This is a genomic window from Staphylococcus argensis, from assembly GCF_002902305.1.
Classification (GTDB): domain Bacteria; phylum Bacillota; class Bacilli; order Staphylococcales; family Staphylococcaceae; genus Staphylococcus; species Staphylococcus argensis.
The window spans coordinates 289,735-314,010 of record NZ_PPPX01000001.1 but is presented as its reverse complement, the minus strand read 5'-3'; the positions used below and the strand labels follow the sequence as shown (position 1 = coordinate 314,010).

Below are 24,276 nucleotides of genomic sequence, written 5' to 3'. Positions count from 1 at the left end.
CACCTCCTTATATAAACAGTGGCATGTTAACGTCTGCATTCCACTCGTATTCACAAGCTTCTGCATAAGCAAATATCGTAGCCATGAGTGGATCTATCTTCTCACGATTCATGCGCTTTTCAATCATAACTGAATCGTTCGTATCTTTAGCGACCGCATTCTTAATAGCTATGTCTAATAATGGGTTGTAAGCATGTTTAATATCGCCATTGATTACGTTAAGTCTAAAGCTCATGTTCGGATTAGATAACGTTTGCGGTCCTTGTCTTATTTCAATTAAGTCATAATATAAGTGCCATTCCCTACGTTCTATTTCTGCCAGAACACCATGTATGGCATATGGGTCGTAACAGATTGCTTGTACTTCTAAATCGTATCTTTGAACGTAATCGTCGATATAATCAAGCACTTGATCTGTGTTAATGATGCCACTTGATAAGTCTGTAATCGTGCAATAACCGTCGTTAGCAAGTTGACGGTAGTCGATATAGTCACGCTCTATCTTGGCTTGTAGACCACCTTTAGTACCGACAAACGAATGACTATCCACGTAGTATTGTTGGTTGTCTTCGTCCATATGAATGAATGACACGGCAGTTAAGTCATCGGCTCTTGATAAATCTAAACCAATGTAAACTTTAGTACTGTTAATATCAAAGTCAGTTTCATTCTTTTTCCAGTCGTTAAAGTCAAGGTAAGACTCTTCTGATGCTTGCAACCAGTAGTTAAAGTTCTTAACTAAGATTTTAAACATCGAGCTTTTCTCTGTACCCTCTTTAACACGCTTTTCAAGAAACGATTCAATCTGTTCGCGTAAGTCATCCGACTCGTTAATTAATGGGTTAGACTTCGCCCACATCTTTTTGTCTTGCCATTCTTCTTCTGAATCTTGTTCAAAGATGATTGCTAGATACTCATCGTCTCTATACTCTTCGTGCAATATCTTTCTGGCATAAGGCAACTCATCAACATACATGGGCGCATTTAAGTTAAAGCCTGCCGTTGAGATGATAAAGATAAGTGATTGAAGTAAGTTCCCTTGCCCAGATTCGATAAGCTCTAACATCTCATCTGTCTTTGCAGCATGGTACTCGTCGATAACTGCCATAAACGGTTCGAAACCATCGATAGCCCCTGTCTCTCTTGAGAGCGGACGAATATACGAGCCATCTTTCGTGTGTGTTAATAATTCGCGTACTTTTTTTACGTCTTTTTTAAGTTCTGGCATTTTAGATACAAGATACATTAATTGTTTAGCTACCATATTAAATACAATACTTGCTTGAGATTTATCATTGGCAGCGCAGAATAATTGTCTACCTTCTCTTGGTTCTATATCGAATAAAAACGCATACAAGACTAGACCAGCTACTAAAATAGATTTCAAATTTGTTATCGTAAAGGTTTTTTATCCTCTACTTCTTACTGTCACCAGCAAGTTCGGCATATATTTTCATCTACAACTTTATTGTTTAGATGTCGGAGACTCGTGGGCACATTATATTCTGCGCTTTCTTACCAGCGCAGTTTCAGCACCTATGCTCTACAATACTCAAGTCGCTTTACTTCCTTGAGTTATCTCGGTATTGACTTCTAAATTGATTTTTATAAAATCGAGTATTAATGTTATTTTCATTTAAAATCTTGGACACAGTATTTCTTGAAATGCCCAATTTTTGTGATATTTTGTTTTGCGAAACTCCATTTAAATACATTGGTATTATTTTATTTAATGTATCTTTTTTGTTTTTTTCGTTGAGATTGGATAATTTATCTCTAAGATTCGGAGAAATTGCTTTGTAAGTTCTATTTTGGACAATTCCATATACTGTTTGCCTACTGCATCGATATTTTTTCATGGCATCTTTTACTGTCATGCCATTCAACATATCTACTATCAACTTCTCAACATCATCATTGCTAAGAACCGCATTAGGATTAGTTTCACCCCATTGTATTTGATTATCTTTTTTAGTTTTTTTAGTTTTCTCTATAGACGCAGATGACATCTTTTTACCTTTATTTTGTTCGCTAATTCTTTTTCTGTGTTCCTCAGAAATAATTCTATCTTTTTGAGATCTACTCATTTTCTCTCGAACACAATCTGGAAAACTTTTATTAGTAGTACCACCAATTAACAAGTTATATCCGTGTGCTCTGTCTAAAGAATTGTATTTCTTCATATAAAAGAGTTCTAGTTTGTCCAATTCGTTTATGTTGCATTCTTTTATAACCTTTATTTTAAAAGACGCTTCACCATATTTATTAAAAGCTTTTTGCAAATAATGATTTCTGTGGGCGCCTCTTCTTAAATAACTAAAATGCCCTGCTTTCCTTTTGCTATAATTAACAGTTTGCCCAACATAAACTTTTCCATTAACAACGTTTGTTATTTTATAAATACAAGATTTTCTATTCACTATAGCACCACCTCTTCTTTATTATATCAGAGGTTGCTCTAAATAGTTAGCGCTTTTAATTAGAAGTTTTCTACCGATTTTCCCCGATTACAAATAACCATTTCTGATTATTTAGGCAAATTTTACCATTTTTTCTAGCCATAGTTATATACGCTTTTCTAAAGCGTAAGTAGTCATTTTCATTGAACCACCCACGCACCATAGATACTATAAACCTTTGGAATAACCCTAGTTTATGCACTTTACCTTTGGTGTCTGGCAACATTTCCATAAACTTGATTACTTTATTGGCTCTCTTAGGCTTATAGACGTACGGGAATGTATCATCTGATGTTATCCTTTGAATGTCTTTTAAATGGCGTATACAGGCGTTCACAGTGTCCTCACAAGCGACATATGTGCCAGATAAAACCATAACGCAATATTTATACGCATCATCTTTATATTTTTCTGGTATATCAAGCAATTGCTCATACATATCAGGTATTTTCACGCTAGTCATCGGCATCAACTCCGAATTGGTCGTATACCGATTGCTTTTGTTCACTCTCTGACGGTACGACTAGACGCATACGACTATCAATCGTTAAGCCTAGCTTGTTACAGAGTGATTTAAGTTCTTTGTGACAATCCATATAAACCATATATGGACCTGAACGCACATTACGGTCAGGGTCGTAAGTACCTACTTCTTGCATTTGTTCATATGCTTTAGTTTGAATGCCTACAAGTTGGCAGTAGTTCTTAACTAGGGTTAAATCTAGGTTAGAAATCGGTAGTTGTTCAAGTAAAGGTACGATTCTTAACCACTCTTGTTGTCCGATGTCGTCTAAATCGTCGGGGATATCGGCTAATTCGATTGGATCATACGCATTTAAGCTATTTTCACGTTTAGCCGCTTCTTCTAGCTCGGCTTTCGTGCGATGCCCTTTCTTTGCAATGTTAAATTTGCTTGGTCTGCCCATTATAATCACCTCCGTTACGTTTTTGGGATAAAATTTATTGGGAAATTGGTCGTAAAAAAGGCCGGCTCGTTGAAATCGTTTTTAAAATGGCCACGGGGTTTTTCTTTGCCCCGCAAAAAATATTTTTCAAAAATAAAATTTTAAATTTTTTGTTGACCGTGAATTTTATTGTGGCAGCTAAAACACACTACCTCTAAATTATCCATATCCAGTCTTTTCGACCAATCCCGTTTCAATTCAACCTTATGGTGAACAATTAAATCTTTGTCATTTACAACACCATAAGCCAAGCACTGTTGACACAAGTAATTATCACGTAATAACACTTGTTTACGTAACTTACGCCACTGTGTGCTTTGGTAGAACGCTGTGTAATCCCTGTTGTACCTGTTGTACCTAACCTCTTGGTTATACCTTTGTGTATTGGCTTTCCTTTAGTCTTGTAGCTCGCTTTGACTATAAGTTCTGTTTCCTAAACGAATTTTTGGTTCTTTGAAACTCAAATTCATTTCAACTTCTTTCAATTAATTTTTGTTCTTTCATTTCTTAACAAAGAAACTCAAATCAATTTAAGAATAAAAGAAAAGACAAAACGAAATTCTAAAATAGAAAATCATTTTGTCTCTTCACATTTGCAAATCAATCATAAAACTTTATTTACATTTATCATTTGAATTCTCTCATTCTCTTTCAAACAATTCTTCACTTGATAATCTCAATTGAAATAACAAACAACTTCTAAATCAAATCGAATAAACAATTTGAAATAGAAGTTGTCATTAATACAGAAAGGAAATCATAGAATGAATCACTCAATACGAAACGATAATGTTGTTACGTTCAAAGACTGCAACATATCGATCGTAAGCTTAACCCTTTGGCTAGGTTCATAAGTGTGTACCTTAAACACTAGCCATTAATTGATATGGCTTACAATGAGGGGACTATCAAGTATGCCATGGATTAATAGCGCGTGCCTTTAACACGTGTGCTATCAATCCCTTATAGGCAAAAGCCTATACTACCATAATAAGCTATTGACAAGGCGCACATCTATAAACCGAAAAGTGCGGTCAAAAATCTATCCACCCAATACGCTTAGCTGTTTCTTGCATAACATTGTTACGTATTCTAATGACCGCGTATCTACTAATAATTTTGTCATCTTTACGTTGCTTAGTTAACTCATGAGCGATGTCTTCCCATTCATAGATAAGTTCATCTTTACCCCAATATCTATACTCAATGATTGCCTTTTGTTCAGATGTAGCTTTGTTATAGACATCTTCTACGGCTTTAATGGTCGCTTGTAGATTGCGATACTTATCATCTTTATGCAACTTGATAACTTCATTTTCAACCGGACTGCTAGGAAGATTAGGTTTTCCTCCACCAATATTTGTATCCTGAGGTTGATATAAAAGTTCATATCTCCTGTATGCAAGTTGAACTTTCAACTCATCAAATTTTCGAAAAAACTGTTCAAGCTTTGGAATATCTTCTTTTCCTAAGTTCATACGAATCCTCCGATATTTCATTGATTAATATGTTTTTCAATAGCATGACGTATATCTTTATCTGCAATCAACCGATTAAATATATAATGATGTCTATCAAGTTCATTACGCATTCTAATATTAGATAACAAGGTATATAATGCTACAAGCGCCATCACAATCGTTAATATTATCCACAAACTTATACACACCTTTCATTAAAGTAGTCCATCTTCTACATCATATTTCGTTCCGTTATCCATGATGTATCTATAAAGTTCGTTTAAGTCATCTTGATTGCTATCTGTAAAGTCTTTCGGCGGCCGCTCTACATCATCGTTAGATTGCAAACGTACGATTAAATCTGTGACTACATGTTTAGTTAATTCGTACATCACTATCATTCCTAACATTTTTAATGTTCTTTTTATTAAACTCATATATATTTTTCATCTCACTTTCATTCTCTACTTCTACTAATTCAAACGTCTCATTCTCTCTAGCTTTAACCACGTCTTTAAATACTTCTCCAGTGTCATGAGTGATTGTTTTAATTAGATATTGTGTCACTTCCCTAACACTTCCTTTATACGTTCCACTATATCTTTATTCTCCTGTGCTTCCGTATGCTCCTCTGTTACTTTCATTTTCAAACTCCTTAACTTCTTTGGGTGTAGGATATACAACTGGTGCTACAACTAACTGAGCTAGTCTTTCACCTTTTTCTACTGTGATGTCTTCATCGCCTATATTGTCTGTGATGATACCTATTTCTTTATGATACGTTTTATCTATAGTTCCTAATGCTACACGTAACTTCGTTTTAAGTGATTTGCCCGATCTAGGCCTTACTTGTCCCTCATACCCATAAGGCAGATTAATTGCTATATCTGTTTTAACTATTGTTGTTGTATGCGCCGGGATTGTGATTGTTTCAGATACATATAAATCCAAGCCAGAATCAAATTCGTTAGCTCGTGTTGGCATTGTTGCGTTCTCTGATAATAATTTAATTTCTAATGTGTTAGTCATTTACATCGTCCTCCAAATCGTCTATAAAATGTACTAAGCTGATATACCGCCACTCAGACGGATTAGCCTCAGCTTTAAATTTGATATGTTCTGCTAAAACTTGATACATTTGCTTATACTTTCTAAGTTCTTTAATATCCTTGATTAAACTGTTGCGCTCTTCTCTAAATTGATCACGTTGCTTTTTGACTTTCTTCAGTCGTGCGTCCATCACACTGACGTGAAATTGTGTTTCGCTATTCATCTTATTAAATTACTCCTCTTCGGCTTGCCATTCGCCGTACTCTAATGTTTCATGCTCTTCAGCGTCCGCATACATATCATCTTCTTTTACTAATCGAATTGCTTCTTCTTCACTTTCTGCCTCAACACCAAACACTTCTACTTTTTCAATGTTCTCTTGCCATACTGTATATTTCTTCATATTTATCTACTCCTCTATATTTAGATCTCTATCTACGCAAAATTGTTCAAACTCTTCCTTGTTGAACCGATACTTTAACCCGTGATACATCGTCCGGTAATGTCCACATACTTTATACAATCCATTGATAATATGAACATGTGCTACACGGTTTTTATCACTATTTATGAGATAGTGTTTATTTTTAAAGTAATCTATCATCATAACCACTCCTCATTAGAAATAAGTTCTTGGCAGATTTCTTCAAATGTTTGAATACCCCTGCCGTTCGTAATATCCAGTATCACTCCGTAAACGTACTGATTTATTGAGAACTCCGAACGATCTTGCTCTTTTAATACATGACCAGTACCTTGTCTAACATCAGTACACTGTACGTAGATGTCATATTTATCGTTATCTACATATTGCAGTAACCCGTGTACATAGCCCATTTCTGCTATCGTCCCTTGTGCATGGGACAAATAGTCAAAGATGAGTATATCGCTCTTGTAAATACCTGCTGTGTCGTTATAAACAATACGTTCTGCTAACCCTGTTTGGTTCGCATTCTGTTTGTCATTAATATCCTTGTCATCTTGAGGTGCATAAACTTTAAAACCCAAACGTTCAAGTTCTTTCTTTTCGAACTCTCGACGCATTTGTTGACCTAAAGAGAGCATGTCTCCGCCTAAGTACACTTGCTTACTCATCTGCTAGCACCTCTTTTAATCTACGTTGATATACACCGATTTTTTCAATATCTTCAACATCTTGATTCTTACGCGCAATTCTTGTGGCATATTTAATGATGTTGAATTTTAAAGCGCCTACCAATTCATCGTGAGTAAACTGTTGGCGACAGAATTCAATAACATCAATGCCATCAGTGCCTTGGTAGTGGTTAGGCACTTGATTCATTTGATGACGTTTGCGTTGTTGTAAGTCATTTGTTTTAATCAAATCGAAGTAGTCCGAATCGTTAATTTCTTCACGATAACCATTTTCAAATTCAATTACAGCTATATCAGTGGATAAAATACGATCTTCAAAGACTTCTAAAACTTTCGCCTTTAAACCTTTTAAAAGTCTTGGCTCTTCATTTAATCCGTAATACACAATCTTATCGTTTGGTTTTAACTCACTTATTTTTGCTTTCTTTAACATTAATTAACGCCCCACTTTCCAAACATTTGATTCCAAGTATTCTGGAACCAATAATCGTCTTTGATTTTGTGATAAGTCGCCATTTCTTGAGCAGACACGTTGCGTCGTTTAGTGATTCTTGCTAGCCGTTTCAATTTCGCTTCTCTTTCTTGCACTACTTTTCGTTTACGCTCTACTGCTTGCTCTTCTTTGTGTTCTTTCTCGTATTGCTCTGGATTTTGTTTATACTTAACAACACGTTTAAGATTGCGAATACCTTGCTTGAATTCATCCTTAATCTCTTTATGCGTCATTCCTGTATTGATTGCATCTTTATATACATCCACAGGGATGTAATAAGGTTTTGAGCCATCTGTTGTTAGATAGCACAAGCGACCTTTACTGTCTTTCTTTTTTGGTAAATTGATTGTTTTTCCCATGTTCTCACTCCTAATCAATATCTTTAATTTCGACATTATCTATATCCAAAAACTCCAGATCTTCGTACTCCATAAGTCTCGGTCTTTCCACAAACTTATAGAATATACGATCTATCTCGTCTTGAATTTCATCATCATAGTCATATGTTGATTTAGTAGTAACTGGCACATTGAGTTGTGCTTTGATATTCAGTTCAACTTTGACATTCGTTTCTTTATAATCCATGTCATCCCTCCACAACTTCTAGTTTTAAAATAATTCTTGGATTATCTGAGAATCGTTTAAAACTCTTTATCTCTACAATTTGACCATCGTCTTGCCACAAGTGTTTATTTGCAGCATCTAGGACCGTTTTCATTAAGTTATCAATGTCGGGCTTTTTGCCTTTGTATTGCCCTACCATTGCTTCTCGTTGTTTTTTAGACCATGACTTTAATGGCGGAAAGTAAAACTCAAGTTCAAGTTTTATAGGCTTATCAATCATCAACTTTGGTAATTGCCACTGGATGTCTTGTTTGTGGTCTTCATAGCTCTTTGGCATATACGTTCGAACATACTTGCCCATGCGTCTAAATCGTGGACGTGGCGAAGCTACAGGCTTATCTAGTTTGATTTCGATCGTTTCCACATCATCACCTACAAATCAAAGATAGTCGCTTGACTATTCAATTCTTCTTCAAGGTATAAATTATGGTTTGATTTAAATTTATTTAGCGCATTAGGTGTCATCATCTTGCTATCAACGTTCCAATAATGTTGTCCTGCTAGATTCTCTACGTAAAATTCACCGTCACCTAATTCAGTTACTCTAAACACTCTTTCACTTTCAGAAGTGAACAAATAATAGTGATTAATTTCTTCATTCATTCGACCCACTCCATTTCTTCATATATTCTTTCTTTATTCTTTTCATAGTCGTCAAAGGGTGTCAGACGTCCTTCGTCAAGCATTCTTTTAATTGCGTAACCTAACCTTAAAATCATTTCTTGTGCGCTTGTATAACCTTTAAATTCTTCTGTATATAGATGTCTTAAATGTTTTTGAAAGTCAACGATAATCATGTGAAAAACCTCTGTGTCTTTTTGTAATAATCGAATTTAATAACGCCTGTTTCTCCGTCTTTATTTTTAGCGATATTACATTCGAGTTCAGATTTATCATCATCAGTATCTTCTTGATCGTAATAGTCATCTCTATACAACATAAGTGCCATGCTTGCATCGGCTTCTATTCCACCCGACTCTTTCATATCCGATAACATAGGGCGTTTATCTACACGTGATTCAACACCACGACTTAGTTGTGATAACACAACGATAATTGCCCCTGTTTCGTTAGCAATGATTTTGAGTTCTCTTGAAATCTTTTCAATTGCTACACGACGATCTACTTTCGAATCTGTTTGCATAAGTTGCAAGTAATCAATAAATATTACTTGTGGACTCTCATCGCCTTTTAATGCCTGCGCTCTTATATCTTGTGGCGTAATGTTACTTTTATCTTGAATGTTCATACCGCTTTTCAAGATTTTATCTATCGCATCAGTTAGTTGTGTGAGTTCATCTGCAGTTAAATCACTTATTTGTTTAATGCGTTGTAGATCAATGCCAGATATTGTCGCTAAAAGTCTTTGTAAGACATTTTTTCCTGTTGTTTCAATACTGAAGAATGATGTTTGATAACCTTGTTGTGCTATATTCCATAGCATGTTAAGTGCAAAAGCAGTCTTGCCGACGCTGGGCCTTGCTGCGATAACAACTAACTGACTTGGTTCAAGACCGCCAATTTTATAATCCATAAGTCTGTACTTAGTCTTAACTGTCTGAACAGGCTTGTCGCTATATAAGTCATCTACAAATTCATAAGCGAATTGTTTAGTACCGTTTTCGGTATGATTAGTAATTTCGCTCAAGTCTTTAATGCTCTCAAATAGATTTTTAAAATTGGCATCTGTTTGAAAATCTTTGATTGATTCTTGCGTTTTGATTATTTGATAGTTTTGCAATAAATCTTGTTGATAACGTTCAAAAAAACCATAACCTATGAAGTCGGAATTATATAATTCTCCAATAACTTCTTTGTCTAAAAAGTCTTCATCGTTAATACATTTTTGATAAATGTCATGTAAATCTATCTTTCCAACTTCCATAATGTACTCTATAAAGTTTCGGAAACTTTGATATTGAAACATATAAGGTTTAACTCTTAACTTACTTAATAAGTCACTTTTTTGTAATAAACTAGCAACGACAGTGCTTTCTACTTCATATTGATTGTTAAGCATTGTCATCACCTCGATTGAACTCGGCTACTTTTTGTTTAAATGCTTCTAATGCTTGTTGTCGTTTCTTCTTATAATTTTCATCATTTTGCATTCTCCATCGATGTTCTTTTGTTTGTTGATCCAACTCATTTTCTTTTAGCATTTTAGGTTCTTTGCGTAAAATGTTTGGTATCTTTGGTGGATAAGGATTACCGTTTGTTATATAGTCTTTAGCTGCTTTTAGAGTTGGTTTGTAGTCACCTTCTTCTGAAAGCAAATCAATCCATATATTTAGTTTCTTTTCATCGAACTTTAATTCATAGATATTTCTTAAATAGTCAATTATTTGGAATGCTTGTTTTTTAGACATTGTCATAACAATCACTCTCCAAATAATTCTTTCATCTTAGAATCGAATATATCTGTATCAGCTTCATCTTGATTTACTACCTCTTGGTTAAGATACTTATCAAACTTGTTACCAAATAAAGTAGTAGGTTGTAAGTAACCTTTCATCTTGTCTACGTCTTTCCATTCATTTGTTTTAGTATCTATTACATTGATAAAGTCATCTAAGGTATAGCCTTCGTTAAATCTAGCTTTAATTAATCTTTGGTTAGCTTTTGATTTATGACTGAATCTTTTACCAGTCTTTTCGTTTAAATAATCAATGATTTTCTTGTAAGGGATGAAGTCGACTCTTCTATTATTCTTAGTTAAATCATTATTAGTTATATTATTATTAGTAGTTTGCCCTTTTCGGTTTTCCGTTTTTCCGTTTTCCGATAATCCGTTTTCCGATAATGGCATTTCGGTTGGTCTTTCGTAAACATGGTATTCATATCCAGAAAACACTCCAGAATCTTTTCGTTTTTGTATACGGTGTACATACTTACATTCCATCAATTCCTTGATGCCATTATTAATAGATTTTTGACCGTCGTTCATATGCTTAACTACTTCTGAAGTATAGATTTGCCAATCATCTGGTCGGCTTAGGAAGTAAAGTAAAATGCCTTTTGCTTTAGCACTCAAACGCTCGTCGAATATGAACATTTTATTTACTGTTACGAAATCACCACGCTCTTTTATAGTTCTAAAGGTCGCCATTATTGCTTTCTCCTTTCAACATTTTGTTAAGCCGATCATCGACTTTTACCCAATTGTTCTCTAAGTGGTATTTCTTATTGAAGCTATCCATGCCCATATCGTGCTGTTCCTTATGATGTCCTGAACATAATGCAAGTACCTTGTTGTTTAAGTGGCTTATCTTGTTTCTGTTACGTCCACGACCGACTGCATGATAATGAGCAAGTTCGCTTGACGGTTTACCGCATATAACGCAAGTTCTATTGACCGTTGACCAGTAAAGAAAGGCTTTATCTTCTTTCATGAGGTCGCTTGTTTTATAGTTAAGCGGAATATCGTTATAGAAAACCCAGTCTATAATGACCTCTATAACTTGTTTCGCTTGGCTTCTTGTGCAGCCACTCAATGAGAGGGTCATATCATAGCCGTAAAGGACTGATACATAATCCATGAACATATACCTCATATAGTCGCGCGGTTCGCCTGTGTGTGCCTCTATGTCGTTACATAAGGCAAATATCTTTTTGCGCTGTTTATCTGTAATTTTGTATGGGTCAATAGGCTTACATTCGACTTCGACATCAAGCCCGTTATCTAATATCATTAAGTCTTTGCTGCTTAACTCTACATTGCGGACAACGGCGCTGATTGTACCGTCGTCCTCTTGAATGTAGTGTGTAATTCGTTGCATTTAATCACATCCTAGAAAGGAAGTTCCGATTCTGAAATGTCGTCGTTAGCATTTGCAAACGGGTTATTGCCTGCTGGTGATTGTCCTCGTTGCTGTTGAGATTGTCCGTTTGATTGCCCTTTACTATCTAAAAACTCAACTCTATTCGCAATCACTCGCACTACTGAACGGTTGTTACCTTCTTTATCTTGGAATCTATCTTGTTTCAAGTTGCCTTCAATTAAGATTTTGCTACCTTTTCCACAATAGTTATTAAGTAGTTGTGCAGTTTTACCAAATGCTGCAATATCAAAGAACGAAGTATCATCTTTTTTGAATGGGTTGTCTACTGCTAATGAGAAGTTAGTTACTTGTGTTTGTCCTGCCGGTTTTAGTTCTAAATCTTTAGTGATACGTCCTGTTAAAATTGTTAAATTAGTCATTGTCATTCTCCTTATCTAATTGTTTTAGTCCCGCGTCTAGTTTTGTGTGTGCTTGCGCTATTTCTTTTTGTGATACTTTGTTAATGTTTTGAATACCTAACCAACGCATTGTTTTATCCAATGTTGCGTCTCTACCTTTTTCTTGTGATAGCGTTACAAACTGATTGATACGTTCTTCTAATTCTGTAATGTCGTTATCGCTGGCATCTGGTGCGTCCTCACCCAAATATAAATAGTTTCCTAAACCAAATTGAGCCGCACATTTTACCATTACTCTTTTCATACTTTTGTTTATGTCGAAAGTTGTAGCTGATCCTTTAGGAATTGCTTGATTTTTGTAATTTAATACTGGTAGCCACTCCCTTTTAGTAACGCCAAATAATGTGATTTCTACACAAACCATATAACCTTCTTCTGTCTTTAAATAAGGTACGAAAATGTCGTCACGGTCACTGTCTGTGTAAGGAAATTCTATAAATCTATGTTGAAAGTTTTCATCTAGTTTTGTTAATTCTTGTTGCACGTATGCCCAAGATAAATAATTTAATCCGTTTTTTTGTTCAACATGGTCATTGACATTTCGGCTGTTCAACTCATTGAATTTTTCTTTGAAGCTCATCATAATTTACCTCCATTACATTTTTCTGTTCAGTCATAAGCGACCTCCTCGTATTCATCTTTTTCAATATGCGTATGTTTAATAGCGACATGGTTTGTCATGTCTATACTTGCGTCTTCTATGCCATTAAATTCTCTAGCACGGTTAAATTTTGTCGAATAACTGATGTCGCCATTTCTGTCAGTTGGTTTATTAGTCACAAACAAATCAGTATCTTTACGTTTGATTAAATATGTTATCGTCTCTTTCAAGTTGATTACCTCCATAAGTTTGGGGTATAATTAATTTATGTTTACTTTCCAATTAGTTTTTTTGACTGTTTGCTAAGCGCGAGTTAGCATTCAGTCTTTTTTTATTTGTTCTATCCACACTCTCCAGAATGGGATTGCAATTAGTAATACGGATAAACTAATAACTAGTGTTGTAGCTAAATGTACTCTTAATAACACAAGTGCTAATGCAACGATAAACATTGTTAGGTATGCCAATAGATACTTCATTTCATCACCTCCTTTATTTGCTGTGTATTTCATTGAAATGTTCATCAATGAATTTATTCATCTTTCTTGCGTTGAATCTCCATCTGTTAAAACTTTCATCTGGATAGTGAGCTATGCCTTGTTTCTTCAAGACTTTTTCGAATTTAGGATTGAATAGTAATTTGTCTTTTATAGTGTCGTCAGACGACATCTTCAACTTCTTTTTCAAGTCTTTTAAGTCCCATACAGGATCCAAAGAGTAATTGAATAACTCTTCGTATTCTTCTTTTGCGATGAGTACGTGTGTGTCTGGAATTGGTACTGATACATTAAGTGTTTGTGGCATAGTAATCATTCCTTATTATTTTTTCTGCTATACTCCTTATGAGGAGGTAATATATATGTCAAAATATGAAGATATAGTTATCGAATCTGTTAATCATGTCCAATCCAAGTTCTTCACTCAAGAAGAAATTGATTCCAAGATGGATGAAATTACAGATTTTGATGGGAATGTCGATATAAACGCATTATTTAGTTATATAATCGAACTTAATACTAGTTATTCAGCAACCCTACTTGCTGATACGCTAGAGCGTTTATCCGACAACGGTTTACTCAAATAATTGTTCAAAGCGTCTACTGTTTTTTGGTAGGCGTTTGTTTGTTTTCTTGAATCTCTAAATCTACTTCTAATCCTTTGATTTTTTCTGTCATTGTTTTTTCTCCTACAACATGCCATTCATCAGATATTAAGTCCTCTGCCATTGGTTGCCATCTTTGCTTATAGGACTTCTTATCTGGGATGGTGTACAGCATTCCGTGGTACGCGTCGTTTGTGGGTAATATTTCTCCTCTTAAACCTTCATTTCTTAAATCTTTTCTATAAATAGATTTACCTTTTTCCATTGCTAACTTTGTTGCTTCTTGAATGTTCAATGTTTGCCCCTCCTTTATTCCGCTAAAAATTTGTTTATAAAGTATTGTTGACCTTTACCAGTGATTTTTGTTGTACGTGTGATTTGACTCGAACCGTCTGGATTGTTGATTGTGCGTTTCTTAATATCCATGATTTCTAAATCTGCGCTGCGTTGTGTAGGTAAGTTGTAATTCTCACCCTTTTGTTTTATGAGATAACCATTTTCTCTCATCCACTCGAACAGTCTGTTTTGCCCAATATTTACACCATTTTGTTTGAGTAGTTTAGCTAACTCGCCAATTAAAATTGAACTTTGACTGCCAACAACTGAATCTGCGAATAAAACTTTAGGTTTATCTTTTTCGATCTGTGCTTCAAGTTGCAACTTAGTTTCATTAGCAATCTTCAAAGCACGTTGCATTATCATTTCTGGACTGTTCCACGCTTTCTCTACTTGAATAAAATATTGTCGTGCTCTTTTACCTGGCTCACTTCTTTGTATCATTGCAATTTCTTTTGCAGTGTCTAGTGTGAGTGCGTGGTCAGTTATATTTTGATATCCACCTCGGGTAAGACAATTTTGGGTCACCCTTGTGTAATCGATATTTTCTTCAAAACCATATTCAGTCATTCTACTGAACCACTTTTTATATTCTGTTCTAATCTCTAGTGCTTCATGTAATTCACGACCACTTATTGCGATCTCTCCATTTTCTTTTTCATGAATGTTGAACATTTGGCCAATATCATTATTTGTTTGTAATTCGTTCAATTAATTAACCTCCTTTTAAAAGTTATTAAAAGTTATATAGATAGTAAAATTTTTTATACTTTAATTTGGTCAATTTCTACATCGTATAACTTTGCTAAAGCATAAACTGTAACATTGCTTAAATTAGTTTCTTCTTTTTCCCAATGTCCGACAGTTTTAGGATTTACTCCTAAAATATCCGCTACTTCTTGTTGCTTTAAATCTCTAATCAATCTCCACTTTCTAACTGTTAGTTGTTCTGGCATGTTGTTCACCTCTCTTTCACACGTATAACTTTATATTACTTTAAATTACTTGTCAACGGGTAAAGTTATATTTTTTCAATTAAAGTTATAAAAAGTATTGTAAAGTAATGTTAGTTGTGGTAAATTAATATTACATTAAGTAATATTAAAGGAGACAATTATGGAAAATAACAACGTTAGAAAAAAATTATCTGAAAACCTACAAGAACTTATGAAAGAAAGAAATATCGACCAAAAAGAACTTGCTGAAGCTATTGGAGTAACTCAACCTACGGTCTCAAATTGGATTCAACAAACTAAATATCCACGTATAAAAAGAATCCAACAACTTGCAGATTACTTTAATGTATCTAAATCAAGAATTACAGAAGGGAAAAAGGAAATACAACAAGATACACTTGCCGCACATTTAGACGGTGATTTTACAGAAGAAGAATTAGCTGAAATTAGAAAGTACGCTGAATTAGTAAGAAAAGCACATCGCAATAATTAAGGGGAGATTTCTGTGTCACTGTACGAGAATTTAGTTATTAAAAATAAGCATATTCCTATTGATGATGGAATTGCTTTAAAAGGGGGTTTTGAAGGTTTTTATGATAACGGTGTTATACTTATTGATAAAAATCTATCCGAAACACGCAAAGCCGAAGTGCTATACGAAGAACTCGCACATCATAAACTTACATACGGTAACATATTAGACCAATCTAAATGGATTAACCGCAAGTTTGAAAATTATGCTAAACGTCACGGATACGAGGCTGCACTACCCTTACGTATTATCGTTGAGGCATATCACTACGGTGTAAGTAACTTATATGAACTAGCTCAATATGTTCAATTAAGTGAAGAGCACGTATTAGAAATATTGGAACATTACAGAAATAAACATGGTATTCACATACATTATGGAACTTACTTAATTCAGTTTGAACCATTACGTGTGTTTAAATATAAAAATATTAATTAAGGGGGACATATTTAAATGTCTAAGAATGTTTCAAATTTAACAAATGAAGAATTGTTGGAAAGACAAATTCGACAATTCGAAGAGTACAAACAACAAGAAAAAGCTAAAAAGAAAAAAGGATGGCTTTTTGGTTGTGGTGGTTGTCTAGTCCTACTAATTCTTATAATTATTGGTATAACTGCTTGTACTGGAACTTTTGTTAATGAAGTAGATAAAAATATTAATAAAGAGAGTTCTGAAGTTAAATAAGATAAAAATGCTACTAAAGAACAAACTGCTGCATTAAACTCTGCTAAAACTTATGCAGATACAATGCATATGTCTAAAAATGGTATCTATCAGCAATTAACGTCTGATGCGGGGGACAAATTTTCTGAGGAAGATGCGCAGTACGCAGTAGATAACTTAAAAGCAGATTATAAGAAGAATGCTCTTGAAAGTGCTAAATCATATCAAGAAGACCAGAACATGTCGAAAGACTCAATTTATAATCAATTAATTTCTGATGCGGGGGATAAATTCACTGAAGAAGAGGCACAATATGCAGTGGATCATTTAGATAAATAAAACAATAAGGGTACTTAGTACCCTTTTACTTTACTCTATTACGATTGAGCCGTTGAGGATGTTTAAATATAAAAATAAAGAATAAGGAGAATGTAAAATGAAGAAGTTTTTAGTTTTGATTTTATCAAGTTTTTTAGTATTGGCAGCGTGTGGGCAAGAAGAACATAAAGATAAGGATAATAAGACGGAAACAAATAAGAAAGCAGAAAAGAAAGATAAACAAAAGAAAGCTGATAACAAGAAAGAAAAGAATGAGGAAAAATCTGCTACAGAAAAATCTACAAATCAAAACGAAACAGATAATAATCAATCCCAAAACTCACAGCCACAATCTCCTCAACAAAATCAAGAACAAACAAGTAACCAACAAACAAGCAATCAACAATCAAATCATTATTTAACTAAAAGTCAAATGCAACATAGACTAAAAAGTGGTCAAAGCGTAGATGGTATGGTTGATACAGATGGCGATACTTGGTACCAAGCGCCTGGTAACGGAGATGTGGTAGGCTACACTAAACCTGATGGCACAGTTTGTACTGTCGGAGGATGTAGGACACCCGAGGAGCTACAGCCACAACAAGATAAATCCAATAATGAAGAGTCTGAAGGTCATGAAGAAAAACAGAGAAGTGATTCTCAAGACAATAACCCCGATCAAAAGCAATAGAACTCCTCATCTACCGAAAAAAATCAGTTAATGAAAGTGAGAAAACACCAATAAGGGGAGTCGTTGTCGCTTCCCTTATTATTTTTTATCTTTTTTTAAGGGGGGGACAGTATGCGAACACGTTGTTATGATGGCAAAAAATGGCAATACGAATTCAAATACGAAGGGAAACGTTATCGAAAGAAAGGTTTTAAAACTAAACGTGAGGCGAATTCAGCAGGACTGGATAAATTGAATGAATTGCGTCAAGGATATAATTTCGATAGTGCCTTGACGTTAAAAGACTATTTTAGAAATTGGTGCGAAACTTATAAAGAACCCGTAGTGGCACCTACTACTTACCGTCATTATAAATTTACTTTACAACATTTAAAAAATCATAAAATAGGTAATATGAGGCTTACAGATTTAAACAGACAAGTATATCAAAAATTTATTAATGACTTTTCTAAAAATCACGCTAAGGAAACAATACGTAAAACTAATGGCGTAATTCGTTCTGCATTGAATGATGCTATATACGATGGATTGATTAATAAGAACCCCACTTATAAAGTGAATTACAAAGCAGGTAAAGAAACAAAAAAAGAAAGTGAAAAATATGTCACTATCTATGAGTATGAAGCGCTTAAAGAGCATTTCAAAAATTCTGATTCACGTTCAGGATTAGCTCTATATATCATGATTTGTACAGGTTGTCGTATTAGTGGAGTTAAGTATATGAAAGTGCAACATATAGATCAAATTAAAAATCAAATATACATTGACGAACATAAAACAGATTCATCGCCTAGATACGTTACTATCGCTAAAAAAGATATGCAACATATAGTTAGTGTTATTGACGATATGATTATTAGCTATGATGGTTATATATTTAAACATGGTGGCGTAATTCTAACTTCAAATGCTATTAATAAAGCTTTAAAAAAAGCGTGCATTAAATTAGGTATTACACCGATAACTTCACATGCTATACGACATACTCATTGTTCTTATTTACTAGCGAAAGGTATATCTATCTATTACATTTCCAAGCGATTAGGACATAAAAATATATCAATAACTACTTCAATATACTCTCATCTTTTAGAAGAGAAATTTGTTGAAGAAGATAATAAAGCAGTAGAAGCATTAAGTGAAATGTGATTTTTAGGGACCCGTTAGGGACTTCAAACCCTATAAACACCTTTGTTACAAGGTACGTAAGTTCCCTTCGAGGAGGTATCTATGTAAAAATGCGTAAAAATATATTTATCTCAAATGATTCAACCCCCGTATTAACGGGGGTTTTCTTATGTCTGTGCAAATACACAAAAATACGATTTAAAATTTTGGTCGAAAAACGAACAACATTTTGGCGTTTTTAAAATTACGTTATTCGCTTGTTGTCCGTCTATTATTTTATATTAAATCGAATGACGTAATTATAGAGTTTCTCTGCGTTAGCAAATGTTAAATTATCTAATTTATAGCGACCGTTTCTCAAATTAGAGATGCGACTCTGAGAAATACCTGTTTCTTTATAAATACGGTAGCCACTTATATCGCTTTCAAGGCGTTTTTTAATTGTTTCTCTTATAAGATTTACGTCCTTGTTATTGAAGTGATTCGTTAATCACTTGATAAAATCAGTATATGTGCCTATAATAATAACAACTGAAAAGGGTACCCCCGAATTTAATCGGGGCATATAGTAGATGATTACTTATCTTGGTTGTTTCTCCGGTCTAGTACACCGAAGTAAATGATTCTAAGTTGTTTGATGAGTGCTGATAGTCGTATTACTATTGCGATTACTAGCATTTTTATCTATGAGATGTAATTACACTTTGAAGCCGATATTATCAGTTCCTATGAGACTGATGATGTCGGTTTTTGTTTGTGTAAAATGAGAGTTTCATGGCTTCCTATCAAATATTTATCATCCTACCACCTGTTGTTTAAGTTGGTTAAATCCTATTCTTCTCACTTAATCTTTATACCCTCATTCTCAACAACTTACTATTAATGCTAAAATATAATTAATCGAACTATTAAAAATAATATTTTAGGAGGATGTATTATAATGCGAAAGTTATTGGCATTAACCTTAGCTGGTATATTCGTATTAGGAGCTTGTGGCGGAAATGACGATGATAAAAGTTCTTCCCAAAATAAGTCATACGAAAAAGAAGAAAAGGCGGATAAAAAAGAAAGTAATAATAAAGATACTAATAATAACCAATATGAAAATTCAGCTAACGACCAAAGTACTACAAACGAAAGAATTACTCCAGAGAAAGCTGAGCAGATTGCGTATAATAAATATAAATCAGTTTATCCTCGCGAATATTTTAAATATGATAGTGAACGTAGCAGTAATACACAATATAAAGTTTCTTTTCCTTGGAAAGATGCTACAGGATATCCAATACAAAGTTTAGCTATAATAGATAGTTCAAGTGGAGAAATTGTAACTGTCAAAAATGACAATAGTGAAGACGAAGAAAGAAAGCGAGCTGAAAATCATCTACGTACATCTCTCGTAGTGAATAAACTTGATGACGACATAATTAAGAAATACAAACCAAATGAATACAACAAGATTAAAAAGTATGCAAATCAACATCCTAATGCTTTTTCAGAAAAAGGAGGAATAGATAATCAACAAAAAGTAGATGAAATACTTGGCTATAACAACACTTCTAATTCTAAAAATGATGAGAAAAACACTAATAGTTCCAACGAAAATAAAAATAAATCAAACCCTAGTAACCAAGAGGAACCAAACAAAGCCCCAAACAACTCAGAGGACACTAATGATAAACAAAATAACAATAATGACACTACAGCTGAGGACGACGATAAAGAAAATAAAAATGAGCCGCCTAACTCCAATAAAGACACCCAAGAAGATTCCCAACAAGAAAACGCCAACCAAAATGACTCCCAACAAAGCGATTCTACTCAAGAAATTGAAAATAGCGCAGACGAGAATAACTAATACTCAAAACTAACCAATTTTAATTTTAAAACTTCCTCAATACAACACAAAGCTACTTCCCCACTAATCACAGGGAAGTAGCTTTTTTCACAACTAATATAGCGAATCGTCTCCGTTCAACCTACCGAATTTTACACTTTATCCTAATAAATCTTCTAGCGCTACTTTCAAGTTAGAATATTTAAAGTTAAAGCCGTGTGCTTGTAATTTATTCGGCAACACTTTTTGCGTATCTAACACAACCGTAGCCATTTGACCCATCACAACTTTCATCGCGATAGCAGGCACCCAAGTGTAGTGAGGACGATTCATCACACGACCTAGCGTATAGCCAAACAAGTTCTGACGTTCTGGCATCGGCGCGGTCATATTGAACACGCCCTCTGCACTATCATCCTCAATAACATGTAGCGCACCTCGTACAAGATCGTCGATGTGAATCCATGAATACCATTGACGACCAGAACCTAGTTTACCGCCTACAAAGTATTTATAAGGCATCGTCATGAGTGGCAGTGATCCACCTTGATCAGAAAGGATAATTCCGAAACGACCCATGATGACACGTGTACCTAACGCTTCAAATTTACGTGCATGACGCTCCCATTGATAAACGACGTCAGATAGGAAATCAAATGGTAACGTACGGTATTCTTCTGTATAAGTGTAATTCGTATCAGGTGGGTAGGCACCTACTGCACTCGCATTAAACAGCACATCAGGGCGTTGTTTGCGATTCGCAAATAGCTCATATAGCGCTTCAGTACTCTTCATACGACTGAGCATGATGGATTGTTTATTCTCTTTCGTCCAACGTTGCATCAAGCTCGCACCAGCAAGGTTAACTACGACATCAATGTCAGGTACTTGTTGCTCCCAACCGTCCTTAGACCAGTTAATATAGTCGATTTGTGCATCGTGACTCTCTTTATCTTGACGCGTGAGTATCGTAATGTGGTGGCCTTGTGCTTTCACGCGTTCTACAATCGCTGAACCGACCATTCCAGTTCCGCCGGTAAATAGGTAACGTTGCATAACAACACCTCTTTCATCTTTCTACTCATTATTTTATAATTCCCGTTCTTTATTATGGAAAACACTTCTGTTATGTAAGGTAAAAGTCAAACATCAACTCTAACGTCATTATACTCTACAACTTACTTTGAGTGATTGATATATGCGCTTCACTTTTAACCGAATAAATAATAGGCACTACCTGCAATGATGAGAATAATACCACCTATGAGGTACGGAACCCATTTATGACTCGGAGTTTCTTGTTCGTCATGTACTTTCATCATTTTACGTAAAGACTTACGTTGATTTTGGTCATGCTCTTCGAAAAATAACTTCAATTACTCACCTTCTCTATTATTTATTATCAGCAACTATTGATTTATACAAAGAAGTTGAAAGTCATCTTATGTTTAGCTTACTATTAAGTTAACTATATTAATATCTTTAAGAAATCAGTTTCATTAAATTTAGATGACAAATAGCTATATTAAGCAGATTTACGTTTAAGACGTAGCGCAACTGGCAATCTTGCTATTAGTAATTATACCAAAGCGGGGGAAAATGAATGTCGAATCGCCAACAACACAAAGACCAAAATCGTAATTTGACAAGAGAAACAAAGAAGAAAATGAGTACAGGTGCTAAGATAGTCAGCACTATTATCGTTTTACTTCTATTATGTGGCTTAGCCTTTGCGATTTTCGCCTTTGTTGATCATTCGAACAAAGGGCAAGAACGTTTGGCTGATAAGCACAAAGAAGAACAGCAGAAAGATAAAAAAGCGGACAAAGATGACTCAGATAAGAAAAAAGACAAAGATCACGACAGCAATAAAGACAAGGAAAAAAACAAACAAGATCAATCAGCTAACCAAAATGGTCAAGTACAAGACCAGCGAAATAACAACGCTCAAGCCAACTACAATAATGCACAACAGCAAACGCAACAAAGACAGCAACAACGCCAACCACAAGCTCAGCAAAATCAACAAGCCCGACAAAAAACAAATAATCCTAAACCTAAGAAATCAACTTCAGATAAAAATGACAAATCCCAAAAAGATTCAAATTCTAATAAAGACAATAATGCTTCAGATAATGCTCAACAAAAACAACAGGCTAATAAACAACAACAAAGACAACAGCAACCTAAATCTGATAACAGCAGTAGTCAAAATAACGGCAACTCTAACAACTCTAGCAATGCCAACAATTCAAACAATAACGGCTCAAGTCAAAACGGCGCACAACAGAATCAATCTCATGCACAAGATGCGCAAACAAGAGCTGCTCGTCGTCAAAACCAATTGTGGCAACAACATCAAAAAGAACAACAAGGTCAACAGAACCAACAGTCAAATTCTAATCGCAGCGCTCAAAACAATGACCAACAAGACAATTCATAATCGAAATGCGTCAGCACTCAAAAAAGCTGGTCCCCATACTTCAAAAGAAGAAATGAGGATCAGCTTCTCTTTTTGTTTAAATCTATCAAAAATCTTAAATAGTGATATAAAAACACAATAATTATACTTAACGAGAATGATTTGAAAAGTCGATTTGGCCACGTCCCCTCATGTGTCCAATACATTGTTATCATGCTGCTAATCACTAATAAGATACACAGAAATCCAAATTTAATAAACACCCCATCCACTCCCTTTAAGGATATTTTAGTGGATGGGGTGCAAATTTGCAATATTTTTTCTGAATATTATAACATTCTCTTACTTTGACTTTATCTTACTAATTAATGAGATTTACTTTTTTCTTCAGCTTCACCAAAGATTTTACGTTTAATTTCTTGACCTGTTGGTGTACCGGCTAAGCCACCCATACCAGTTTCACGAAGAGAAGAAGGTAAGTTACGACCAATTTTATCCATAGCTTCAATTACTTCGTCAACTGGGATACGACTTTCAACGCCAGCGAGTGCAAGGTCGGCAGAAATTAATGCGTTACCTGAACCGATTGCGTTACGCATAACACATGGAATCTCAACTAAGCCACCTACTGGGTCACATACAAGACCAAGTAAGTTACTGATTGCTAAGGCCATTGCGTGACCTGCTTGTTGTGGTGAGCCACCTGTAACTTGTGTTGCAGCTGCTGCCGCCATAGCTGATGCTGAACCTACTTCAGCTTGGCAACCACCTGTCGCACCTGCCACACTACCGTTATTAGCGATAACTTTACCTACAAGTGCTGAAGCAAATAGGAAGTCGATAAGTTGATCTTCAGTTAAGTCATGTGTTTTTTCAAGTTTAAAAATAACGCCTGGAATCGTACCTGACGAACCTGCTGTTGGTGTGGCACAGATAATACCCATCGCTGCGTTAACTTCGTTAGTTGCAACGGCACCTTTGACAGCGTCCATCATTTCATTGCCCGCTAATGCATGATTTTCTTCACGATATTTTTGGAGTTTAATAGCGTCTTGACCAGTGTAGCCCGTTACACTTTTAACGCCTTCTCCAGTAGTCCCTCTTTTTACGCCGTCACGCATAACTTCTAGGTTCGTCTTCATCTGTTCACGAACGTCCTCTCTAGAAGTTTCTTGTCTATCCATTTCTTGTTGAATCATCATTTCAGCGAATGTTGTTTGATGTTGTTCTGCATACTCTATTATTTCTTGCATCGTATCAAACATGTAAATACACCCTTT

The 24,276-nt window shown here is 34.9% G+C and carries 39 protein-coding genes and 2 pseudogenes; 8 read left to right on the top strand and 33 right to left on the bottom strand.

Annotation, left to right across the window (positions count from 1 at the left end; translation table 11 throughout):
* Positions 1-7: 7 nt before the first annotated feature.
* From CD039_RS01610 to CD039_RS01485, 27 genes and pseudogenes are all read right to left on the bottom strand, one after another.
* Positions 8-1,387, bottom strand: a complete 1,380-nt coding sequence (locus tag CD039_RS01610) for a terminase large subunit (protein WP_240595021.1) — start codon at positions 1,385-1,387, stop codon at positions 8-10.
* A gap of 175 nt (positions 1,388-1,562) precedes the next feature.
* Complete coding sequence (locus CD039_RS01605) at positions 1,563-2,420, bottom strand: GIY-YIG nuclease family protein (protein WP_167386216.1); 858 nt, start codon at positions 2,418-2,420, stop codon at positions 1,563-1,565.
* A gap of 70 nt (positions 2,421-2,490) precedes the next feature.
* Positions 2,491-2,922, bottom strand: coding sequence for a terminase large subunit domain-containing protein (locus CD039_RS01600; RefSeq protein ID WP_103370862.1), 432 nt, complete (start codon positions 2,920-2,922; stop codon positions 2,491-2,493).
* Entirely contained in the window at positions 2,915-3,385 is a 471-nt protein-coding gene (locus CD039_RS01595; RefSeq protein WP_103370861.1) for a phage terminase small subunit P27 family, read from the bottom strand. Before CD039_RS01595 ends, CD039_RS01600 begins: the two co-directional genes overlap by 8 nt.
* A 140-nt stretch (positions 3,386-3,525) precedes the next feature.
* A pseudogene (locus CD039_RS01590) lies at positions 3,526-3,894 on the bottom strand (HNH endonuclease).
* Positions 3,895-4,458: 564 nt separating this feature from the next.
* Positions 4,459-4,902, bottom strand: a complete 444-nt coding sequence (locus tag CD039_RS01585; RefSeq protein WP_103370860.1) for a DUF722 domain-containing protein — start codon at positions 4,900-4,902, stop codon at positions 4,459-4,461.
* A gap of 197 nt (positions 4,903-5,099) precedes the next feature.
* The gene (rinB, locus tag CD039_RS11755) at positions 5,100-5,276 is read right to left on the bottom strand and encodes a transcriptional activator RinB (protein WP_240595019.1); all 177 of its coding nucleotides are present in this window, start codon (positions 5,274-5,276) and stop codon (positions 5,100-5,102) included.
* Entirely contained in the window at positions 5,260-5,451 is a 192-nt protein-coding gene (locus CD039_RS01575) for a DUF1381 domain-containing protein (protein WP_103370859.1), read from the bottom strand. The genes rinB and CD039_RS01575 overlap by 17 nt, the downstream gene beginning before the upstream one ends.
* 36 nt (positions 5,452-5,487) lie before the next feature.
* On the bottom strand, positions 5,488-5,913 hold the full coding sequence (dut, locus tag CD039_RS01570; protein ID WP_103370858.1) for a dUTP diphosphatase: 426 nt from the start codon (positions 5,911-5,913) through the stop codon (positions 5,488-5,490).
* Positions 5,906-6,157, bottom strand: a complete 252-nt coding sequence (locus CD039_RS01565) for a hypothetical protein (RefSeq protein ID WP_103370857.1) — start codon at positions 6,155-6,157, stop codon at positions 5,906-5,908. Before CD039_RS01565 ends, dut begins: the two co-directional genes overlap by 8 nt.
* A gap of 9 nt (positions 6,158-6,166) precedes the next feature.
* The gene (locus tag CD039_RS11815; RefSeq protein WP_167386215.1) at positions 6,167-6,337 is read right to left on the bottom strand and encodes a hypothetical protein; all 171 of its coding nucleotides are present in this window, start codon (positions 6,335-6,337) and stop codon (positions 6,167-6,169) included.
* Between the two features lie 6 nt (positions 6,338-6,343).
* Positions 6,344-6,538 (bottom strand): SAV1978 family virulence-associated passenger protein, encoded by a 195-nt coding sequence (locus tag CD039_RS12200; RefSeq protein ID WP_103370856.1) that lies wholly within the window; start codon positions 6,536-6,538, stop codon positions 6,344-6,346.
* Complete coding sequence (locus CD039_RS01555) at positions 6,538-7,029, bottom strand: nucleoside 2-deoxyribosyltransferase (protein WP_103370855.1); 492 nt, start codon at positions 7,027-7,029, stop codon at positions 6,538-6,540. The genes CD039_RS12200 and CD039_RS01555 overlap by 1 nt, the downstream gene beginning before the upstream one ends.
* Complete coding sequence (locus tag CD039_RS01550; protein ID WP_103370854.1) at positions 7,022-7,483, bottom strand: DUF3310 domain-containing protein; 462 nt, start codon at positions 7,481-7,483, stop codon at positions 7,022-7,024. The genes CD039_RS01555 and CD039_RS01550 overlap by 8 nt, the downstream gene beginning before the upstream one ends.
* Positions 7,483-7,902, bottom strand: a complete 420-nt coding sequence (locus CD039_RS01545) for an SA1788 family PVL leukocidin-associated protein (RefSeq protein ID WP_103370853.1) — start codon at positions 7,900-7,902, stop codon at positions 7,483-7,485. The genes CD039_RS01550 and CD039_RS01545 overlap by 1 nt, the downstream gene beginning before the upstream one ends.
* Before the next feature lie 10 nt (positions 7,903-7,912).
* A complete protein-coding gene (locus tag CD039_RS01540; RefSeq protein ID WP_103370852.1) occupies positions 7,913-8,128 on the bottom strand; it encodes a hypothetical protein in 216 nt (71 codons plus the stop codon).
* Position 8,129: 1 nt separating this feature from the next.
* Positions 8,130-8,531: a RusA family crossover junction endodeoxyribonuclease gene (locus CD039_RS01535; RefSeq protein WP_390612061.1), complete on the bottom strand. Its 402-nt coding sequence runs from the start codon at positions 8,529-8,531 to the stop codon at positions 8,130-8,132.
* 8 nt (positions 8,532-8,539) lie between these two features.
* Positions 8,540-8,770, bottom strand: coding sequence for a DUF3269 family protein (locus tag CD039_RS01530; RefSeq protein ID WP_103370851.1), 231 nt, complete (start codon positions 8,768-8,770; stop codon positions 8,540-8,542).
* Complete coding sequence (locus tag CD039_RS01525) at positions 8,767-8,964, bottom strand: hypothetical protein (RefSeq protein WP_103370850.1); 198 nt, start codon at positions 8,962-8,964, stop codon at positions 8,767-8,769. The genes CD039_RS01530 and CD039_RS01525 overlap by 4 nt, the downstream gene beginning before the upstream one ends.
* The gene (locus CD039_RS01520) at positions 8,961-10,187 is read right to left on the bottom strand and encodes a DnaB helicase C-terminal domain-containing protein (protein WP_103370849.1); all 1,227 of its coding nucleotides are present in this window, start codon (positions 10,185-10,187) and stop codon (positions 8,961-8,963) included. The genes CD039_RS01525 and CD039_RS01520 overlap by 4 nt, the downstream gene beginning before the upstream one ends.
* Positions 10,180-10,542 carry a replicative helicase loader/inhibitor gene (locus tag CD039_RS01515; RefSeq protein ID WP_103370848.1) on the bottom strand — a complete coding sequence of 121 codons (363 nt, stop codon included), beginning with the start codon at positions 10,540-10,542 and terminating at the stop codon, positions 10,180-10,182. Before CD039_RS01515 ends, CD039_RS01520 begins: the two co-directional genes overlap by 8 nt.
* A 5-nt stretch (positions 10,543-10,547) precedes the next feature.
* Positions 10,548-11,276 carry a conserved phage C-terminal domain-containing protein gene (locus tag CD039_RS01510; RefSeq protein WP_103370847.1) on the bottom strand — a complete coding sequence of 243 codons (729 nt, stop codon included), beginning with the start codon at positions 11,274-11,276 and terminating at the stop codon, positions 10,548-10,550.
* A complete protein-coding gene (locus CD039_RS01505; RefSeq protein ID WP_103370846.1) occupies positions 11,263-11,946 on the bottom strand; it encodes a putative HNHc nuclease in 684 nt (227 codons plus the stop codon). Before CD039_RS01505 ends, CD039_RS01510 begins: the two co-directional genes overlap by 14 nt.
* A gap of 11 nt (positions 11,947-11,957) precedes the next feature.
* Positions 11,958-12,368 (bottom strand): single-stranded DNA-binding protein, encoded by a 411-nt coding sequence (locus CD039_RS01500; protein WP_103370845.1) that lies wholly within the window; start codon positions 12,366-12,368, stop codon positions 11,958-11,960.
* Complete coding sequence (locus tag CD039_RS01495; RefSeq protein WP_103371579.1) at positions 12,361-12,987, bottom strand: Sak single strand annealing protein; 627 nt, start codon at positions 12,985-12,987, stop codon at positions 12,361-12,363. Before CD039_RS01495 ends, CD039_RS01500 begins: the two co-directional genes overlap by 8 nt.
* Before the next feature lie 29 nt (positions 12,988-13,016).
* A complete protein-coding gene (locus tag CD039_RS01490) occupies positions 13,017-13,238 on the bottom strand; it encodes a DUF2483 family protein (RefSeq protein ID WP_103370844.1) in 222 nt (73 codons plus the stop codon).
* A gap of 262 nt (positions 13,239-13,500) precedes the next feature.
* Entirely contained in the window at positions 13,501-13,812 is a 312-nt protein-coding gene (locus CD039_RS01485) for a DUF771 domain-containing protein (protein WP_049408574.1), read from the bottom strand.
* 55 nt (positions 13,813-13,867) lie between these two features.
* Here CD039_RS01485 and CD039_RS01480 point away from each other — a divergent pair, with 55 nt between their 5' ends.
* Positions 13,868-14,092, top strand: coding sequence for a hypothetical protein (locus CD039_RS01480; protein WP_049408449.1), 225 nt, complete (start codon positions 13,868-13,870; stop codon positions 14,090-14,092).
* A gap of 13 nt (positions 14,093-14,105) precedes the next feature.
* Here CD039_RS01480 and CD039_RS01475 read toward each other — a convergent pair whose 3' ends face one another.
* Genes CD039_RS01475 through CD039_RS01465 form a run of 3 tightly spaced genes read right to left on the bottom strand, consistent with a single transcriptional unit; the run spans position 14,106 to position 15,402 of the window.
* Positions 14,106-14,405, bottom strand: a complete 300-nt coding sequence (locus CD039_RS01475) for a DUF2829 domain-containing protein (protein ID WP_240595017.1) — start codon at positions 14,403-14,405, stop codon at positions 14,106-14,108.
* A gap of 14 nt (positions 14,406-14,419) precedes the next feature.
* Positions 14,420-15,157, bottom strand: a complete 738-nt coding sequence (locus CD039_RS01470) for a phage antirepressor KilAC domain-containing protein (RefSeq protein ID WP_103370843.1) — start codon at positions 15,155-15,157, stop codon at positions 14,420-14,422.
* 53 nt (positions 15,158-15,210) lie between these two features.
* Positions 15,211-15,402, bottom strand: coding sequence for a helix-turn-helix transcriptional regulator (locus CD039_RS01465; protein ID WP_070503145.1), 192 nt, complete (start codon positions 15,400-15,402; stop codon positions 15,211-15,213).
* 160 nt (positions 15,403-15,562) lie between these two features.
* Between CD039_RS01465 and CD039_RS01460 the strand changes: the two genes are divergently transcribed.
* The 6 genes and pseudogenes from CD039_RS01460 to CD039_RS01430 all read left to right on the top strand — a co-directional run bounded on the left by CD039_RS01460 (position 15,563) and on the right by CD039_RS01430 (position 20,595).
* Entirely contained in the window at positions 15,563-15,895 is a 333-nt protein-coding gene (locus CD039_RS01460) for a helix-turn-helix domain-containing protein (protein WP_070503146.1), read from the top strand.
* Positions 15,896-15,907: 12 nt separating this feature from the next.
* Entirely contained in the window at positions 15,908-16,372 is a 465-nt protein-coding gene (locus tag CD039_RS01455) for an ImmA/IrrE family metallo-endopeptidase (RefSeq protein WP_103370842.1), read from the top strand.
* Positions 16,373-16,387: 15 nt separating this feature from the next.
* Positions 16,388-16,939, top strand: a pseudogene (locus tag CD039_RS01450) (Ltp family lipoprotein).
* 97 nt (positions 16,940-17,036) lie between these two features.
* The gene (locus CD039_RS01445) at positions 17,037-17,609 is read left to right on the top strand and encodes a hypothetical protein (RefSeq protein ID WP_070503149.1); all 573 of its coding nucleotides are present in this window, start codon (positions 17,037-17,039) and stop codon (positions 17,607-17,609) included.
* 111 nt (positions 17,610-17,720) lie between these two features.
* Positions 17,721-18,758, top strand: a complete 1,038-nt coding sequence (locus CD039_RS01440; RefSeq protein ID WP_103370841.1) for a tyrosine-type recombinase/integrase — start codon at positions 17,721-17,723, stop codon at positions 18,756-18,758.
* Between the two features lie 919 nt (positions 18,759-19,677).
* Positions 19,678-20,595, top strand: coding sequence for a hypothetical protein (locus CD039_RS01430; RefSeq protein WP_103370839.1), 918 nt, complete (start codon positions 19,678-19,680; stop codon positions 20,593-20,595).
* A gap of 138 nt (positions 20,596-20,733) precedes the next feature.
* Here the strand turns inward: CD039_RS01430 and CD039_RS01425 are convergent, their stop codons facing one another.
* Together CD039_RS01425 and CD039_RS11810 are read right to left on the bottom strand one after the other, a co-directional pair.
* Entirely contained in the window at positions 20,734-21,630 is an 897-nt protein-coding gene (locus tag CD039_RS01425) for a TIGR01777 family oxidoreductase (RefSeq protein ID WP_103370838.1), read from the bottom strand.
* Positions 21,631-21,785: 155 nt separating this feature from the next.
* Positions 21,786-21,950 (bottom strand): hypothetical protein, encoded by a 165-nt coding sequence (locus CD039_RS11810; RefSeq protein WP_167386214.1) that lies wholly within the window; start codon positions 21,948-21,950, stop codon positions 21,786-21,788.
* Between the two features lie 227 nt (positions 21,951-22,177).
* Between CD039_RS11810 and CD039_RS01420 the strand changes: the two genes are divergently transcribed.
* Complete coding sequence (locus CD039_RS01420; protein WP_103370837.1) at positions 22,178-23,017, top strand: DUF4887 domain-containing protein; 840 nt, start codon at positions 22,178-22,180, stop codon at positions 23,015-23,017.
* A gap of 344 nt (positions 23,018-23,361) precedes the next feature.
* Here CD039_RS01420 and sdaAA read toward each other — a convergent pair whose 3' ends face one another.
* On the bottom strand, positions 23,362-24,261 hold the full coding sequence (gene sdaAA, locus CD039_RS01410) for an L-serine ammonia-lyase, iron-sulfur-dependent, subunit alpha (RefSeq protein WP_002472928.1): 900 nt from the start codon (positions 24,259-24,261) through the stop codon (positions 23,362-23,364).
* Positions 24,262-24,276: the final 15 nt, after the last annotated feature.

Bases quoted from the DNA above. Each gene is read 5' to 3' on its own strand.
- CD039_RS12200 (WP_103370856.1), bottom strand. From the start codon at position 6,538: ATGATAGATTACTTTAAAAATAAACACTATCTCATAAATAGTGATAAA.
- CD039_RS01515 (WP_103370848.1), bottom strand. From the start codon at position 10,542: ATGACAATGTCTAAAAAACAAGCATTCCAAATAATTGACTATTTAAGA.
- CD039_RS01485 (WP_049408574.1), bottom strand. From the start codon at position 13,812: ATGCCACAAACACTTAATGTATCAGTACCAATTCCAGACACACACGTA.
- CD039_RS01420 (WP_103370837.1), top strand. From the start codon at position 22,178: ATGTCGAATCGCCAACAACACAAAGACCAAAATCGTAATTTGACAAGA.
- CD039_RS01555 (WP_103370855.1), bottom strand. From the start codon at position 7,029: ATGAGTAAGCAAGTGTACTTAGGCGGAGACATGCTCTCTTTAGGTCAA.
- CD039_RS01520 (WP_103370849.1), bottom strand. From the start codon at position 10,187: ATGCTTAACAATCAATATGAAGTAGAAAGCACTGTCGTTGCTAGTTTA.
- CD039_RS01550 (WP_103370854.1), bottom strand. From the start codon at position 7,483: ATGTTAAAGAAAGCAAAAATAAGTGAGTTAAAACCAAACGATAAGATT.
- CD039_RS01595 (WP_103370861.1), bottom strand. From the start codon at position 3,385: ATGGGCAGACCAAGCAAATTTAACATTGCAAAGAAAGGGCATCGCACG.
- CD039_RS01545 (WP_103370853.1), bottom strand. From the start codon at position 7,902: ATGGGAAAAACAATCAATTTACCAAAAAAGAAAGACAGTAAAGGTCGC.
- CD039_RS01510 (WP_103370847.1), bottom strand. From the start codon at position 11,276: ATGGCGACCTTTAGAACTATAAAAGAGCGTGGTGATTTCGTAACAGTA.
- CD039_RS01600 (WP_103370862.1), bottom strand. From the start codon at position 2,922: ATGACTAGCGTGAAAATACCTGATATGTATGAGCAATTGCTTGATATA.
- CD039_RS01500 (WP_103370845.1), bottom strand. From the start codon at position 12,368: ATGACTAATTTAACAATTTTAACAGGACGTATCACTAAAGATTTAGAA.
- CD039_RS01445 (WP_070503149.1), top strand. From the start codon at position 17,037: ATGAAGAAGTTTTTAGTTTTGATTTTATCAAGTTTTTTAGTATTGGCA.
- CD039_RS01425 (WP_103370838.1), bottom strand. From the start codon at position 21,630: ATGCAACGTTACCTATTTACCGGCGGAACTGGAATGGTCGGTTCAGCG.
- CD039_RS01460 (WP_070503146.1), top strand. From the start codon at position 15,563: ATGGAAAATAACAACGTTAGAAAAAAATTATCTGAAAACCTACAAGAA.
- CD039_RS01505 (WP_103370846.1), bottom strand. From the start codon at position 11,946: ATGCAACGAATTACACACTACATTCAAGAGGACGACGGTACAATCAGC.
- CD039_RS01465 (WP_070503145.1), bottom strand. From the start codon at position 15,402: ATGCCAGAACAACTAACAGTTAGAAAGTGGAGATTGATTAGAGATTTA.
- sdaAA (WP_002472928.1), bottom strand. From the start codon at position 24,261: ATGTTTGATACGATGCAAGAAATAATAGAGTATGCAGAACAACATCAA.
- CD039_RS01565 (WP_103370857.1), bottom strand. From the start codon at position 6,157: ATGAATAGCGAAACACAATTTCACGTCAGTGTGATGGACGCACGACTG.
- CD039_RS01440 (WP_103370841.1), top strand. From the start codon at position 17,721: ATGCGAACACGTTGTTATGATGGCAAAAAATGGCAATACGAATTCAAA.
- CD039_RS11815 (WP_167386215.1), bottom strand. From the start codon at position 6,337: ATGAAGAAATATACAGTATGGCAAGAGAACATTGAAAAAGTAGAAGTG.
- CD039_RS01525 (WP_103370850.1), bottom strand. From the start codon at position 8,964: ATGATTATCGTTGACTTTCAAAAACATTTAAGACATCTATATACAGAA.
- dut (WP_103370858.1), bottom strand. From the start codon at position 5,913: ATGACTAACACATTAGAAATTAAATTATTATCAGAGAACGCAACAATG.
- CD039_RS01540 (WP_103370852.1), bottom strand. From the start codon at position 8,128: ATGGATTATAAAGAAACGAATGTCAAAGTTGAACTGAATATCAAAGCA.
- CD039_RS01585 (WP_103370860.1), bottom strand. From the start codon at position 4,902: ATGAACTTAGGAAAAGAAGATATTCCAAAGCTTGAACAGTTTTTTCGA.
- rinB (WP_240595019.1), bottom strand. From the start codon at position 5,276: ATGTACGAATTAACTAAACATGTAGTCACAGATTTAATCGTACGTTTG.
- CD039_RS01480 (WP_049408449.1), top strand. From the start codon at position 13,868: ATGTCAAAATATGAAGATATAGTTATCGAATCTGTTAATCATGTCCAA.
- CD039_RS01430 (WP_103370839.1), top strand. From the start codon at position 19,678: ATGCGAAAGTTATTGGCATTAACCTTAGCTGGTATATTCGTATTAGGA.
- CD039_RS01530 (WP_103370851.1), bottom strand. From the start codon at position 8,770: ATGAATGAAGAAATTAATCACTATTATTTGTTCACTTCTGAAAGTGAA.
- CD039_RS01495 (WP_103371579.1), bottom strand. From the start codon at position 12,987: ATGAGCTTCAAAGAAAAATTCAATGAGTTGAACAGCCGAAATGTCAAT.